The following is a 16,298-nucleotide window of genomic DNA, read 5'->3' on the forward strand; positions in this document are numbered from 1 at the left end:
TTCATTGTTGCATATGATTTATAATGAGATATAACGACAAAGGTCGGGATTCCATATCGATGGATTCCAGGCCTTGTTTGGTGTTATAGACACAAATTTCTTGGAAAGATTTGTTTCAACGGCTGAAATTCTGGGTATTAAGCAGGTACTGTTGTTTTTAAACCGGCTAATTCTTATAAAATAATTTATACCAGGTGAATATTAAATTTCGGCAAGCTTTATCTTGAGTTTATATGCCAAAAGGAGAGCTTACAATGCAGGTTCAAAAGGTCGATCATCATGAATTGTTCGAACAGATCTATAACCAAGCGCCTATTGGAATTGCACTCGTTGCTCCGACAGGACAATGGATGAAAGTGAACCCTGCTTTTTGCTATATGCTAGGTTATACAAGTGATGAATTCATGGCTCTCAGTTATCAGAATATTACGCACCCCGATGATTCACCACAAGATGTGATCTGTAGTTACGAGCTAATTGAAGGTAAATCAAATGAGAATAAATATGAAAAGCGTTATATCGACAAAAATGGTGACATCTTATGGTGCTCAATACATGTTTCCTTGGTTCGAAGTGAAATTACGGATGAGCCGCTTTACTTCATTTGCCATATTGTTGATATTACTGACCGCAAAATGTCCGAACATAAACTTCTACATAGTGAAGAGATGTTCAAACTTATTACGGATCATGCACAGGAGATTATCTACATTGCTGATCAGGAGGGAATTTGTAGGTTCTGCTCACCGTCAGTCCAACATTTATTGGGTTATTCTCCGGAGGAAGTGATGGGTCAAAATAATGACGCATATTTTCACCCACAAGATCTGGAACGGATCTCACAGATGGACTTGACTAAAGGCAATCTGTTGACTATTAGGGTCCGTCATAAAGATGGGCATTATTTGTGGTTTGAAACCACATACAAGGTCTTTGGTCATCCTGAGCAGGGGCAGCAAATTCTTTCAATTGGACGAGATGTATCCGAGAGAAAAAAACATAAGGATATCAGTGCAGAGGCGGAACGCATCGCTTTAATTGGCAGTTGGGAATGGGATATGGTCAAAGACCAAATTACACTTTCAGATCAGATCTTTGAGATTTTTGAACTTGAACGCACCTGCAAACCATATCGTATAAGTGATGTTTTTGATGTTATGGATTCCGAAGATCTAGCCTCTTTACAAAAACATATTACAGGGGTAAAACAGGGTGAACCACTCGATTTTGAATATAAACACATCAGCTCTGACGGAAGTGAGAAGTATCTTCACTTGCGTGGGTTGATTACGCTTGATGAGAATCGTCGGCCAATCCAGCTGAACGGAACACTACAGGATATCACGGAACGCAAGCGCATCGAATTTAAATTGCAGGAATCTGTGGAGCGTTACACGTCGCTTAAGAAATACAATCATGACGCCATTATCTCGTTTAATATGGATGGTAATATTATGAATGCGAATCCAGTAGCGGTGACAATGACGGGCTGTCCTGTGGCAGAAATGATTGGCACAAGCATAAGCAGATTTATCGGAGCCAGTAATCTGGGTCTGATTCTGGGCAGTAGTTATGAGATGGCTGAAAAGGAAATCAACGCTGTTCGGCACACGGATGGATCTGAGACAGAGGTCTTGGCTACGCTTGCTCCGATCATTGTTAACAAATCCAATGTCGGGTTTTACCTGATTGCGAAGGATATTACGGAGCAGAAAAAACTGCTTGTAGCCAAAGAGACAGCGGAGAGAATGAATAAGGCCAAAAGTGAATTTTTGGCGATGATGAGCCATGAAATCCGTACACCTATGAACGGTGTAATTGGGATGACGGATTTGCTCATGGATACCCCCGGACTTAGCGGGGAACAAAAGGAATATATCGAAATCATCCAGAAAAGTGGAGATTCTTTGCTGGCCATTATTAATGATATTCTTGATTTCTCCAAAATCGAGTCAGGCAAAACCGATCTGGTAGATGATCCTTTTGATCTCGTAGAGATCGTGACCGAGACGGTGCAAATCGTAAAACCGCTAGCTCGTGAAAAGAAGCTGGATGTTCGTTTGTGTATGGATGATGCCATTCCATCTCCGGTGTATGGTGATGCTTATCGTCTTAAACAGGTACTTACCAATATCATCGGCAACGCCGTCAAATTTACTTCAGAAGGCGGCGTTGAAGTGAAAGTGGGAGTTAAGGAGCAGTGCGGCAATAACGTGCAGCTTTATTTTAAGGTAAAAGATTCGGGCATCGGCATTCCGGTAGAGAGGAAACAACAATTGTTTGAACCGTTCTACCAACTGGAGAATTTTATGACCCGCAAACCTCAAGGTACCGGTCTTGGCCTAGCCATTAGTAAGAAACTGGTGGAGCTCATGCAGGGAGAGATCTGGATCGAGGAATCGCATGAGCCGGGTACAATATTTATGTTTACCGCCCGATTTAAATTAAATAACGGTGAAGAGAGCAATAGTTTAGATCAACAGCAGAAGAAGAGCAGAACATCAGCCTTGCGGATTTTAGTTGCAGAAGACAATGAGGTGAACCAGCTCGTCCTTAGCAGGATCATTGAGAAAAAAGGGCACTTCGTGGATCATGTGGCGGACGGTGTTGGGGCGGTCGAAGCGGTCAAACACAATTCATATGATGTTATATTCATGGATGTGCATATGCCAAGGCTTAATGGATTCGAAGCGACAAAAGTGATTAAAGAATTTAAATCCCCTGAGGATTGTCCATATATTATCGCGGTAACTGCAAATGCTGTAAGAGGAGACATGGATAAATGCTTAAAGGCAGGCATGGACGCATATGTAAGCAAACCGATTAAAATCGAATCCATTATGCAAGCATTAGAGACCTATTACATCAAAAATAATCTCTGAATGCACTAAAAATGGATCGGCAATAGAGCCGCTAGCTTAGCGTAAATAGGCTAAGCTAGCGGCTTTTTGCTATTCCATGATTTGCTCCACCCCTGTATGCGCCACAGATACGACTGTGCACATATCCCTATGGATTTTTGATCCACAGTTTGGAAATGTCCATATATCCGAATTCTGCGATCTGCATACCGAAGATGCTCTGATCCAGTTCAGCCTGCTTGTTCATGTGACAGCCATGCAAGATCCAGTAGTGCTCACGTAGCAAAGCTTCCGCTTCATCCAGGAGCTCTGTACGGTCTGCCCGATGCAGCTGGGCGAAATGATCCAGTTTGTCATCCAGCAGGGACTGGAAAGCAGGAGACATACACATATGAAAATGATTGGAGAGGTTTTTGAAAAAATGAATCATGCCGTACTGCCAGTCTTCCTCCAGTATCTCTTCAGCCAGAATCAATTGCGCGCTTAAGGTTTCCTCTGAGTTGAAATAATCCACAACCGCGTGCATGCTGATGTTCATTCCGATGGACTGCGCACGACATTGGAACCACTCGGCAACGTCTGCATCCTTATTATGCTTATACGATAAAGTTATCGTCTCACCCTGGTACCCACATTTATGCAACAGTTCACGGGCATGATCCAGAGAGGCAACGGTCCAGTCTTGATCTGCACTTCTCCAGGGAAGGAAACTGCTGGCTGGTGTAATCCGATTCCCACCGAGATCTCGGACAAGTGCGACCGAATCATAGACGATACGCAGGGCTTGTCGAAATAGGGGGTGATGATGGATGCCTTCCTTGTGAAAATTGAACAACATATACTGACAACCGAGCGCCGGATAATTGATGCTGTTGGTCTGATCACAGCCTGTTGCGAGACTCAGTCGATCTGTGCCCGGTAGCTCATAATAGCGATCATTCGGACTCAGGTCAGGTACAAACCAGAAATGCACTTGATCCAGATGTGGCCGGATGCCGTAATACGCATCGAAAGCAGCAAGCTCCAGTACATCTTCATTCAGCTCAGAGATCTGAAAAGGACCGGTACCTATTAAGGTATTGGCTACATTGTAATCGTAGGGCAGGATCGTCATCCGAATACAGCTGAACAGATGCAAGAAGAAGCGATTGGGACGATGAAGAACAAACTTGATGCAGTAATCGCCAGCTACTTCCGCACGTTCGATATCACGATATAACCAAATGGACGGACTATTTACATCTATCAAGCGTTGCAACGTCGTTTGCACATCCCGGGATGTCATGACACGGCCATTGTGGAAACGTACACCTTTCCGGAGGTAGAAGGTCCATAAGCGATGGTCCTCGCTGCACTCCCACATGTGAGCCAATGCTGGCACAAAGGATTCCGTCTTGGCATCATAAGTGATCAACGTATTACAGACCTGGCTCAGCAGAAAGGTTTCAAATGCAGTGTAGACAAAAGCAGGGTCCAGATCGCCCAATTGGCGTGACCTCATAATACGCAGGATATCCTGACCAGAGGCAGTTTCATCGTGGCTGTGAAATCCCATCTGTTGATGAAGAGAGAGCATGAGCTGTTCTCGCAATGTATCATCCATCTGAACGGTTCCGATGAGTTCAATAGCATCTTTCATTTTGCCTTTAGCCAGAAGTTCGGTAAAACTCGCTTCCAACGCTTCATTCATGCTACGCAGCATTGTTAGCTCCGAATGATGTCCACGACCACGCCCAGGCTGCCAATGGATGAAGCCTTGTTCCTCCAATTTTCTGAGAATGAATTTCACATTGCGAGGGGTGCAGCACAAGGCCGCGGACAGGCTGTCAATCGTCACCGCTACAGGTTCATGAAGCTTGAAAGAAAGTTGTTCGGCCCCGGCGAGCCTTATAAAGTGTGTATGTAGGGTATCCATGGTCATGACTCCTCTATTAAAGGTGAAAAGTGTGATCATATGTTTACACTTTTATTTCCCCCTTTTATCCTTACAATTATACATTAGAAGAGGTAGTTAAATCACCCCGCATTGGAGCAGTCAGAATAGGAGAAGTTCGCATGAAGCAATATTTAAGGCAAATTCACCCCTTGGCATGGACCATCATTATCGGAACCATGTTTGGACGTCTTGTGACGTCAATGAGTATCCCGTTTCTATCCATCTATCTGACACGTGTGCTAGAGGCTACCCCGACACAGACCGGTGTTACGGTTGCAGTTAGCTCGCTGGCAGGTGTGATGGTCAGTTTTTATGGAGGTTATATCTCGGATCGGATCGGTCGCAAAATCGTGATGTTAATCTCAGTCTTTAGCTGGGCAGGTGTATTTTTCATTTTTTCAGCAGCAGAGCATCTATGGGTGTTCTTTGTTGCCAATACGTTAAACGGATTATGCCGCGCAGTATTTGAGCCCACCTCCAGAGCGCTGTTATCGGATATTACTTCACCTCAGAACAAATTGCTGGTGTTCAACCTCAGATATGCTGCAATTAATCTTGGTGTGGTTTTTGGGCCAATTATCGGATTTCAGCTGGGATCATCTGAATCAACATTTCCATTTGTGATTTCCGGCTTGGTATACATAGCCTATGGACTTGTACTGTTTCTGCAATTCAAGCTACAGCATGCCAATCTGCCAGAGCGTCACCAGGCGACTGCACCACGTTTACGTGAAGCGTTGATGACCACTGGCCGTGACCGGGTATTTCTGCCGGTATTGATTGGTACCACATTTTGTGTGCTGGGTTACGGACACTTTAGTTCTACGTTGGCACAGTACTTGGCGAGGAGTCCGATCTTTGAAAATGGGAGCCAGATGTTCTCGTACATGCTCTCCCTGAACGCCGTGACGGTACTGATTATTCAATATCCACTGGTACGAACCTTCCGAAACTTTCCACCACTGGTTCCTCTGATTGTAGGTAACCTGCTGGTCGCAACCAGTCTGATGATGGTCGGAATCGCTGAAGGCGTACTCATGATGATGATGAGTGTCATACTATTTACCATTGGGGAAGTGCTGTTGTTCACGATGATGGATATGCTTATTGACCGGATTGCGAAGCCGGAATGGAAAGGAACGTATTTCGGGACCATCGGCTTCAATAATATCGGTAGTGTCATCGCTCCTGTAATGGGTGGTATACTGTTGAGTCAATTTGGAGCAGAGAATGGACTCGCCGTCTTTGTCCCGATTGCGCTGACGACTGCACTGGGAGTACCTTTTCTTCTGATCGCACATAGACGTCTTGTTGTTAGAGAGAAGCAAACGGAGTCCACATCATTGAGTATGTAGCATGAATTGAAAAGATTAATGACATGAATTAAATAACAATTCAGTTAAAATTATCTTGACGGATGTTAATCCAACGAATACAATAAACAACAAATATGTGAAACGGGTGGGATGATGATTATGTTTATGCCGATACAGATTTCGAATCGATAACTGAATACGCATGAGCATAGTGACATTAATCCAATTTTTAATGCAATGATCGCGTTGGGACAGTCATGTTTGTGCACCCCTGTCGTGGACGCTCATCATTATTGCGATGCAGAGGAGATACGGGAGATGCTTTGCATTTCATCCGGTCTCTTTTGGTTATAAGCTGTAGATGAACATTAGTTCATCTATGGCTTTTTTGCATGCATTCCACCAATCCGTTCACATGGAAAGGAGCATTTGAAGCGTTATTTTATTAAAAATCACATGTTCAAAAGGAGAATGTACAATGGTCAACATATGTTCTACATATCAATTATGGGCGGGAAATGCCGATTTTAATGTCATTATGTATGACTCATCCTAGTGGGGATAACAGCGATCGAAAGGTTATTCTGTCATCGTAGTTACAGTGTAATGTTCTTTAGTTCATTTTATATAAATAAACCGATGAAGAGGTGGGACCTGTGCCCAAAACAGAGAAACGCTCCATGTCTTGGCTGCTGCGCTATCTAAAACCAGTCAAAGGACGGCTGGCCGTGCTTTTGATCATGTTGTTAACATCAACAGGGCTTCAGCTTTTGAATCCACAGATTATCAAACGATTTATTGATACAGCTGCGAGTGGGGGAGTGCTCACCAACCTCATTCAGCTTGCAGGACTATTTCTGGTTGTTGCCGTGTTTAATCAACTTATCACGGTAGCGGTCAGTTATCTCGGGAATGATGTGGCCTGGCGGGCCACGAATCAACTGCGGGGCGATCTGCTAAAGCACTGTCTGCGTCTCGATATGCGTTTTCATAATGTGAAGACACCTGGAGAGATGATTGAACGTGTGGATGGTGATGTAACGAGTATCTCCAATTTTTTCGCGATGTTCATTGTGCAAGTGATTGGGAGTTTTGTACTGCTGGCCGGAATTCTCGGGTTCATGTTCAGCGTTAATGTGCCTATTGCTCTGGTCATGACGGTGTTCACATTGTTATCGATCCTGTTCATGGTCTTCATCCGAAATCTGGGCGTGGACTCTTCCAAAAATGAGCGGGCGGCAAGTGCGTCTCTATTCGGATTAATTGAAGAACGTATTGCCGGGATTGAAGATGTGCAAGCGAATGGTCATGTGCCATATGTGATGAACCGCTTTTACCGCACGATGCGCACGGTATTTCTTAAGGGTAGAAAAGCTTGGCTGCTACGGGTTATTCCATGGAATACCACGGTAGTTCTATTCGCACTGGCGGTCACTGCGGTGCTTTTGCTGGGTGTACATTACTATATGGAAGGTCTAATTAGTATCGGAACATTATTTTTGATTTACCAATATACACAGATGCTGAATGATCCAATTGAGATGCTGGGAGATCAGGTGCAAGAGTTTCAAAAAGCAAAATCCGGCATGTTGCGCTCCAGAGAGCTGTTGTCCATGCAGAGTGAGATTGAAGAGGGCACAGAGGAGCAATTGCCGGAAGGACCGCTTGGTCTGGAATTCAGTCAGGTACATTTCAGTTATAACCAGGATAAACCGGTATTGCAGAACATTAATTTTGCTATTAAACCTGGTGAACGTCTGGGAATCATCGGTCGCACAGGTAGCGGCAAATCGAGTCTTAGTCGTGTCCTTCTCCGATTGTACAATCTGGATCGAGGTACGATCCGTGTAGGTGGAACGGATATCACGAAGCTTTCTTTACAAGCGCTCTATCGCCGGGTGGGTATGGTGACACAGGATGTGCAGCTGTTTGATGGCACGCTGCGTGATAATCTGACCCTTTTCAATGGGGATGTATCGGATCAGATGATCAGAGAGACGACGGATCGCCTTGGACTTAGTCAATGGATTGATTCACAGCTAGCAGGACTTGATACGTATCTGTCAGCAGGTGGGTCTTCATTGTCGGCAGGGGAAGCACAGTTATTTGCCCTAACCCGTGTATTCCTGACCGAACCAAGTCTGGTTATTCTGGATGAGCCTTCGTCACGACTGGATGCTGCCACCGAAGGCATGCTTCAATCTGCGATTGACCAGTTAATGAAACAATCTACCGGAGTCATCATTGCTCACCGTCTGGCTACGCTGGAGAAAGTGGACCGGATTATGGTGCTCGGGGATGGCAAGGTATTGGAATTTGGAGCGAGAGAAGAACTTGCCAGTAACCCGGCATCGCACTATGCCAGACTGCTCATTACAGGCCGAGAGGAGGAATTGGCATGACTGTAGCAGGATTTATAGGCCGTTTGTTTCGATTCAGGCCATTCTTGTTTGTAATCAACGGATTGTTATGGTGTATATTTCATTCCTTGCCGTTAGCGATCGGGATCGGGATGCAGTGGTTTTTTGATCGGACGACAGCGGGTTCCAATGACTACATGTGGCTTGCTGTGCCGCTTATCTTTATTGCTTTGATCCGAATGGCGCGGGTGGGTACATTTTTTGTAGCTTTCTATGCATGGGTTACGTATCTGTATCATGTTCAGGCGATCTTGCGAACCAACATGCTCGCAGCGATCATGCGCTGGCCGGGACGTAATCTTCCGGCTTCACCAGGGGAGGCGATGAGTCGCTTTCGGGATGATGTGGATGAAGTTGTCGAGTATATAGAATCATGGGTGGACTTCTGGGGACGGCTTGTATTTGCAGTTGTGTCCATCGTCATTATGGCGAACATTAATTGGCAGATCACATTGGTTGCTGTGCTGCCATTGGTGGTCGTGACCTTACTCAACAACCTGTCCGGGAATCGGGCTCGGAAGTATGCTCAGGTTAATCGCGAATCGACAGGACGAATCACCAGTTTTATTGCGGAAACGTTTGGAGCTGTGCAAGCCCTGAAACTGGGTCAGGCCGAAGAGAATGTCTCTGCACGTTTTAACCAGTTGAATGAAGATCGTCGCCAGGCTGCACTACGAGACAATCTGTTCAAGCAGTGGATGAGATCAATGAATCAGCATGTGCTAAGTATCTGTACCGGATTGATTCTACTGATGTGCGCAGCTGAGATGAAAGCAGGGAACTTTACCGTAGGTGATTTTGCCTTATTCACCAGTTATCTGGCCAATATTGGATTTAGCATTTCACTGTTTGGCTATATGGTGTTTCAGCACAAAAGGCTCAAGGTATCCTATGATCGTATGCGTAAGCTATTCCGCCCAGGGGAAGAAGACCAGATCATGGATTCGAGAGAAATCTACCTGTATGAAGATCCACCGGAGCTTATAAGTGAACAGAGAGACCCCAAGGAGAAATTGCAATCCCTTGAGGTGAATAATCTGACTTATCAATATCCAAATTCTGCAAATGGGATAGAAGAGATCAGTTTCCGTCTGAAACGTGGACAATTTCTTGTTATTACGGGAAGGATCGGATCAGGTAAATCAACGCTTGTACGAACACTTCTTGGACTATTACCCAAGCAAAAAGGGGACATCCACTGGAATGGAGCAGCTGTTGATCCAGCCACCTTCCTGATGCCGCCTAGAGCAGCATATACCCCGCAAGTGCCAAGACTGTTCAGTGATACGTTGAAAGAAAATATCGTCCAGGGCAAACAGGGTAACATCGAGCAAACGCTTGAAAAAGCCATTCGTCTGGCTGTGATGGATAAAGATATCAAACATCTGGATCAGGGGCTTGAGACCCCAGTTGGTCCAAGAGGAGTAATGCTGTCAGGCGGGCAGATTCAACGCGCGGCTACAGGACGCATGCTAATGACGGAGGCAGACCTCTTTATCTTTGACGATCTGTCCAGCGCACTGGATGTGGAGACAGAACAACAAGTATGGGAAGGATTGTTCCAAGAGCCGGATGTCACCTGTATCGCGGTTTCTCACCGCAGGGCAGCACTTTCCAAAGCAGATCATATTATCGTAATGAAAGATGGACGCATTGAAGCTGAGGGAAGTTTGACCGAATTGCTTGCCACCAATGAAGAGATGCAGCTGCTGTGGCAAGGGGAGCAAACCCCCGTCAAAGTTGGATAGCTATAAAAAGTTAGAAACGACAATAAAAAGCAAAAAAGCCTTACAGACGACTCTTCAAAAGAGGATAGTCTGTAAGGCTTTTATCGTTATAACGAGTGAAACGATGGCATATGTTTATCTCATCATCTGAGCAATCAAGGAATACGCAATGATGACCAGGAAGATAATAGTGATATGGTTAATGGAGAAGATAAACATCCGTTTGGACCATTTCTCTGTTTCTTTCTTATCAAAGGTAGCCACACTAAGAATGAGCCAGGCCAAGCTGACCAGAAATGCCACAATAGCGACAAATGGACTCATCGGCCAGAATAAAAAGCTGGAGATCAGCAACAGGACCAGATACACATTCGTCTGAATGTATGTCCGTCTGATGCCTTTAACTACCGGCAGCATGGGAACACCAGCAGCTTTGTATTCGTCAAAACGACGAATCGCAATTCCGTAGAAGTGAGGCATTTGCCATAAGAGCATCGTAACGACCAATGCCCAGATCTCAAAATGACCCAGTTCCGGTGAAATGGCTGCCCAACCGATGAGCGGAGGCACAGCACCCGAAAGACTTCCCACTTCCGTGTTGTAGATCGTTGTACGTTTGGTCCACATCGTGTAAGGGAACACGTAAAGCAACAGACCCAAAATACCAAATACAGCAGCGGATGGAGAAGCAATGTACAGCATGATGCCACCGATGACGGTGATTGCAATACCGAGAATTAGACCCGACTTGGTATCTACGCGTCCCGTAACGGTAGGACGTTTCTTCGTACGTTCCATGATCGCATCAATATCACGATCATACAGATTGTTAAACACCCCTGCAGCTCCAATAATGAGAGAAGACCCAATAAAGGAAAGGATGATCGGTACAATATTAGCTAAGATTGAAGCATCAAATACATATAAAGCCAAACTTAAACCCGCAAACATGGCGATCAGGTTGGACTTGATGATTCCGATTTTGATCGTATCGAAGAATACTTTCGGAATCGAGCTATACTCCAGGCTGATATTGGTCTGTGAACCATTATTCAATGTTTTCAAGAACTCACTTCCTATATCTATACTTGTATATTATGTCGCTATTATACCATTCAATACACTATGTGATTTAATTAACGTTTTAGTATTTAAAATAATGTCATTTGATTGTGAACAATTTAAAAACAAGGTGCTTTTTAATTGTTAAATAATTATTTCTGTGTTACAGGAGGGGATTTATACGATATACCGGCTGGGTTGAAGAGAATAGATGAAGATATGTCTTGCAAAATGCTCAGGTTTTGTTTATTGTAGATATAAGATATCTTTAATGGTCTTATTTAAACATGTTCTTGTAAATCTCCGATATTACTTTTCTTAAGAGAAAGCGGAGGTTATTTTTAAAGATAAATTAGAGATATTAAATGTCTGGAAAGGGTGAATAATATGAGTAATACGAATCAACTCCTGGATGTACTAATTATTGGTGGAGGACCCGCGGGGCTTAATGCAGCACTTGTGCTCGGCAGGGCTCGTAAGAACGTGGTAGTCATTGATGATGAGACACCGCGAAACTGGGTCACAAGGGAGACTCATGGATTTGTGACGAGAGATGGGGCCAGTCCTCGTGAATTCCGCAAAGCGGCCAAAGAGCAGATTGCAGCATATCCTTCAGTACGTTTTACATCTGATACGGCAACAGCTGTAACAGGTAGCGATGGTGATTTTGTAGTCAAGACAACACAGGGGGCAAGCTATCGTACGAAAAAGATTTTGTTTGCAGTAGGTAAGAAAGATCTGCCTCTAGATATTAATGGATTAACAGAGGTTTACGGCAAAAGTGCGTTTGTGTGTCCATATTGTGATGGATGGGAGTTAAGAGACCAGTCGCTGGTCATCATCGTTAGTGGAGATAAGGCATTACATATGGCAAAAGTCATATCCGGCTGGACAGATCGTTATACGATCTGCACGAATGGATCAGATTCCTTAACCGATGAGCAGCGTGAAGAACTGAAACAGCATCATGTTACTGTATTTGATGCACCGATTCAATCCATTAACTCGGAAGAAGGAATGGTAAAACAAGTTGTACTGAATGACGGTACAGCGATTCCATGCACGGGAGTCTTCTTCCAACCGAAACTGTTTACCGGATCAGAACTACCGAAGGCCATCGGTTGTGAAATTACAGAGTTAGGAACAGTTATCGTTGATGCTTCCGGCAAAACATCCGTAGCGGGTGTATTCAGTGCTGGTGATGCGGCGTCCGAGATGTATCAGGCAATTACGGCTGCTTCTCTGGGTGCGCTGTCTGCGGTAAGCATTAATAATGAATTGAATTTTGAGAAGTGGGATGAGCCACGTCATCATTAGATTAAATGAATAAGCGTAAAGAACTATAGCGTCATAGGTTCATAAAATAGGGGATTGCATATGCAATCCTCTATTTGTAGTTGTTCTAGCTAAACGTTGAACAGTTCAAATGAATGTAATTTAGGCAGAAGAAAATTTGATTTTATATAAATATTGGTTTATTGTATTATCAAATGATACATATTACTATCATTTATATAATCATCAAAGGAGAGATCACTTATGAATGAAAGCAGAACGGCCAGCATATGGCTAACGAATACCTTGCTCCACGGCGTACAGATAAGAGGTGATCTTCATGAGTGATGCAACTTACATTCCACAGCCCAAAATGTATGGGCCACTTGGCAATCTGCCCTTAATTGATAAAGATAAACCCACGCTGTCGTTAGGCGTTCTGGCTGAACAGCATGGACCGATATATCGACTTACCGTTCCCGGTTATTCCGGTTTAATCGTATCTGGACCAGATCTTGTCGCGGAGTTATGCGATGTGTCCCGTTTTGACAAGTTTGTATACAATGAACTCGAGAATGTACGGGCCTTTGGAGGGGATGGTTTATTCACAAGCAAAACATCGGAGCCCAACTGGAAAAAGGCTCATAACATCCTGCTTCCCACTTTCAGCAAGCAGGCTATGAAAGGTTATCATCCCATGATGGTCGATATTGCGGAACAGCTGATCAATAAGTGGGCACGACTCAATTCCAACGATACGATTGATGTTGCGGACGATATGACACGCCTCACGTTGGATACCATTGGACTATGTGGATTCAATTATCGATTTAACAGTTTTTACAGACAGGATCACAGTCCTTTTATTGAAAGCATGGTTCGGGCACTAAATGAAGCGATGCAGAAGAGCTCGCGTTTGAAAATTCAAAATCTGCTTATGGTCAAAACCAAGCGACAGTTCCAGGAGGATATACAGACGATGTTCTCTCTGGTAGATCAGATTATAGAGGAACGTAAAGCGAGTTCAGCACCCGAAGAGGTAGACTTGCTCGCACGTATGTTAAATGGCAAAGATCCAGAGACTGGTGAAATGCTGGATGATGAGAACATTCGTTATCAGATTATTACGTTTCTAATTGCCGGACATGAGACAACCAGTGGTTTGTTATCCTTTGCTCTTTATTTTTTACTGAAAAATCCGGAATCGCTTCAAAAGGCGTATGCAGAAGTTGATCAGATTTTGGTCAGTGACTCACCACAGTACGAGGAAATTCTTCAGCTTCCCTATATTCGCATGATTCTCAGTGAATCGCTCCGTCTATGGCCAACAGCCCCGGGATTTGACGTATATGCCAAAGAAGACACCGTCATAGGTGGCAAATACCCCTTGAAGAAAGGGGAAAGTTGCAGTATTCTTTTGCCCCAGCTTCACCGTGACAGAGATGCCTGGGGAGAGGATGCGGAGCTTTTCCGGCCGGAGCGATTTGAGGATACGACGAAAGTGCCTCATCATGCGTATAAACCTTTTGGTAATGGGGAGAGAGCGTGTATCGGCATGCAGTTTGCTTTATATGAAGCAACACTTGTGCTTGGCATGGTCCTCAAACATTTTGAACTGATCGATTATAGCAACTATGAATTGGATGTTAAACAGACGCTAACATTAAAACCGGGAGACTTCCGAATCCAGGTGAAAGCGCGCGCGGCTTCGCAAACGATGAATAAGGCTATTGTAAATGCAGAAGAGAAACCTGGTCCTGTTGTTCATAAGAATGTAGCAAGTGACAGCCAGACGGGAGAAATGCTGGCCGTTGAAGCAGACGGTAACCCATCGCTCCTGGTGTTATATGGTTCCAATCTGGGAACGGCAGAAGGCATTGCCAGAGAGCTTGCGGAGAAAGGACGTTCGAATGGAATCCCAAGTGAAGCAGCTTCTCTGAATGAATGGGCTTGCCGATTACCCCAACAAGGTGTCGTTCTCATCGTTACTGCTTCGTATAACGGTAAACCGCCGCAAAATGCTACGGCATTTGTAGACTGGTTGAACGGAGCGGAGTCAGAGGAAGCACGGGATGTGAACTATGCCGTTCTGGGCTGTGGAGATCGGAGCTGGTCCGGTACATACCAGAGTATTCCGCGATTGATGGATGAGAAGCTTGAAATATTGGGAGGTAAAAGACTGTTATCCCGCGGTGAAGCCGATGCCGGAGGTGATATGGAAAAGCAAGTCGAAGCGTGGCAACATATGTTGTGGCCTCAGTTGTTGAATGCTTTGGGAATCAACTCGGAGATCGTGAAGCCATCCACACCAAGCGCAAACAGACTTCAAATGGAGATTGTCCGTGAGAAAACGGATATGCCGCTTGCACGAACTTATGATGCCAGCTATGCCACGGTTGTGGTGAATAAAGAGCTTCAGGACCCGGGAAGTGGGAGAAGCACACGACACATCGAGGTGTTACTGCCCGAAGGCATGATTTATCGAGAAGGCGACCATCTCGGTGTATTGCCTAGTAATCAGAAGCAGAACGTGGATCGGATACTCCGTCGGTTCGGACTAAGTGAAGATGTTCAGATCCAATTAACATCGGACATGACACATCTTACGCATCTTCCACTGAACCGTCCGGTCAAGGTGTATGAGTTGCTCAATCACTGTGTGGAATTGCAGACGCCTGTCACCAGAGCACAGTTGCAGGAGTTAGCTAATCATACGGTATGCCCACCTCATAAGCGTGAACTGGAAGGCATGTTGGACGAAAATAGCTACAGGGATTATATTCTTGCGAATAGAGTCACCATGCTGGAACTGCTGGAAAAGTATGAGGCGTGTGAGCTGCCATTCGAAAGGTTCCTTGAACTATTGCCTCCACTTAAGCCTAGATACTATTCAATATCCAGCTCGCCAAGCCTGAATTCCGAGCAAGCGAGCATAACCGTATCGGTAGTAAGAGAGCCTGCATGGAATGGTAAAGGCGAATATCTGGGAGTTGCTTCATCGTACCTCGCTGGTTGTCCATCTGGAACACGTGTTCTGATGTTTGTACGTACACCTGAATCCGATTTTCATCTGTCGGAAGAGGCTGACGTTCCGATGATCATGGTGGGACCGGGGACGGGAGTTGCACCGTTCAGAGGTTTCCTTCAGGCGAGAGCTGTCATGAAACAGAGAGGTCTGCCACTGAGTGAGGCGCATCTGTTCTTTGGGTGCAGGGATGATTCAGATTTCATATATCGTCAGGAGCTTGAACAATACGAGCGAGAAGGGATCGTTAAGCTACACACTGCTTTTTCTCGTGCGGAGGGCAAGCCGAAAACGTATGTACAGCATCTAATGAAGGAGGATTCTGAGCAGTTGCTTCACATGCTGATGAACAAAGGGAAACTCTACATATGCGGAGATGGAAGCCACATGGCTCCTGCAGTGGAAGAGACTTTGCGGCAAGCGTATCAGGAAGTGCAGGGAGCAACGATGCAGCAAGCGAAAGACTGGCTCATTCAGCTTCAGGCCGAAGGACGCTATGTACAAGACGTATGGGCGGGTAATAAACGAACAAGTGAACCTTCCAAAGCCGTACATCAGGAGATACATTAAGACGGATTCGACTTCAATATGTACTTCCACAGTCCTTAATCTAATTATATGAACAAACAGCCGCTTAATCTGGAGTTTTGCATCCAAATTAGCGGCTGTTTTGATA

Annotated in this window: 8 protein-coding genes; 6 read left to right on the plus strand and 2 right to left on the minus strand. The window is 44.9% G+C overall.

The window, feature by feature from the left end:
• Nucleotides 1–254: 254 nt before the first annotated feature.
• Entirely contained in the window at nucleotides 255–2,882 is a 2,628-nt protein-coding gene (locus tag PAHA3_RS07630; protein ID WP_062834186.1) for a PAS domain S-box protein, read from the plus strand.
• Nucleotides 2,883–3,009: 127 nt separating this feature from the next.
• Here the strand turns inward: PAHA3_RS07630 and PAHA3_RS07635 are convergent, their stop codons facing one another.
• Nucleotides 3,010–4,776: an ABC transporter substrate-binding protein gene (locus tag PAHA3_RS07635; protein WP_062834187.1), complete on the minus strand. Its 1,767-nt coding sequence runs from the start codon at nucleotides 4,774–4,776 to the stop codon at nucleotides 3,010–3,012.
• Nucleotides 4,777–4,916: 140 nt separating this feature from the next.
• On the opposite strand from PAHA3_RS07635, the gene PAHA3_RS07640 reads away from it, so the two are divergent.
• The 3 genes from PAHA3_RS07640 (at nucleotide 4,917) to PAHA3_RS07650 (ending at nucleotide 10,281) form a co-directional block, all read left to right on the plus strand.
• Nucleotides 4,917–6,152 carry an MDR family MFS transporter gene (locus PAHA3_RS07640; RefSeq protein WP_062834188.1) on the plus strand — a complete coding sequence of 412 codons (1,236 nt, stop codon included), beginning with the start codon at nucleotides 4,917–4,919 and terminating at the stop codon, nucleotides 6,150–6,152.
• Between the two features lie 617 nt (nucleotides 6,153–6,769).
• Nucleotides 6,770–8,515: an ABC transporter ATP-binding protein gene (locus PAHA3_RS07645; RefSeq protein WP_062834189.1), complete on the plus strand. Its 1,746-nt coding sequence runs from the start codon at nucleotides 6,770–6,772 to the stop codon at nucleotides 8,513–8,515.
• Nucleotides 8,512–10,281: an ABC transporter ATP-binding protein gene (locus PAHA3_RS07650; protein ID WP_062834190.1), complete on the plus strand. Its 1,770-nt coding sequence runs from the start codon at nucleotides 8,512–8,514 to the stop codon at nucleotides 10,279–10,281. The genes PAHA3_RS07645 and PAHA3_RS07650 overlap by 4 nt, the downstream gene beginning before the upstream one ends.
• Before the next feature lie 114 nt (nucleotides 10,282–10,395).
• On the opposite strand, the gene cyoE is transcribed toward PAHA3_RS07650, so the two are convergent.
• The gene (cyoE, locus tag PAHA3_RS07655; RefSeq protein ID WP_062834191.1) at nucleotides 10,396–11,325 is read right to left on the minus strand and encodes a heme o synthase; all 930 of its coding nucleotides are present in this window, start codon (nucleotides 11,323–11,325) and stop codon (nucleotides 10,396–10,398) included.
• A 384-nt stretch (nucleotides 11,326–11,709) separates the two neighbouring features.
• Here cyoE and PAHA3_RS07660 point away from each other — a divergent pair, with 384 nt between their 5' ends.
• Nucleotides 11,710–12,639, plus strand: coding sequence for an NAD(P)/FAD-dependent oxidoreductase (locus PAHA3_RS07660; RefSeq protein ID WP_062834192.1), 930 nt, complete (start codon nucleotides 11,710–11,712; stop codon nucleotides 12,637–12,639).
• Between the two features lie 298 nt (nucleotides 12,640–12,937).
• On the plus strand, nucleotides 12,938–16,192 hold the full coding sequence (locus PAHA3_RS07665; RefSeq protein WP_062834193.1) for a bifunctional cytochrome P450/NADPH--P450 reductase: 3,255 nt from the start codon (nucleotides 12,938–12,940) through the stop codon (nucleotides 16,190–16,192).
• Nucleotides 16,193–16,298 lie beyond the last annotated feature (106 nt).

It is taken from the genome of Paenibacillus amylolyticus (assembly GCF_001570725.1).
In the GTDB taxonomy this organism is placed as follows: domain Bacteria; phylum Bacillota; class Bacilli; order Paenibacillales; family Paenibacillaceae; genus Paenibacillus; species Paenibacillus amylolyticus_A.

Excerpts from the sequence above, each read along its gene's own strand:
- PAHA3_RS07630 (WP_062834186.1), top strand. The coding sequence starts at position 255 with ATGCAGGTTCAAAAGGTCGATCATCATGAATTGTTCGAACAGATCTAT.
- PAHA3_RS07635 (WP_062834187.1), bottom strand. The coding sequence starts at position 4,776 with ATGGATACCCTACATACACACTTTATAAGGCTCGCCGGGGCCGAACAA.
- PAHA3_RS07640 (WP_062834188.1), top strand. The coding sequence starts at position 4,917 with ATGAAGCAATATTTAAGGCAAATTCACCCCTTGGCATGGACCATCATT.
- PAHA3_RS07650 (WP_062834190.1), top strand. The coding sequence starts at position 8,512 with ATGACTGTAGCAGGATTTATAGGCCGTTTGTTTCGATTCAGGCCATTC.
- PAHA3_RS07660 (WP_062834192.1), top strand. The coding sequence starts at position 11,710 with ATGAGTAATACGAATCAACTCCTGGATGTACTAATTATTGGTGGAGGA.
- PAHA3_RS07665 (WP_062834193.1), top strand. The coding sequence starts at position 12,938 with ATGAGTGATGCAACTTACATTCCACAGCCCAAAATGTATGGGCCACTT.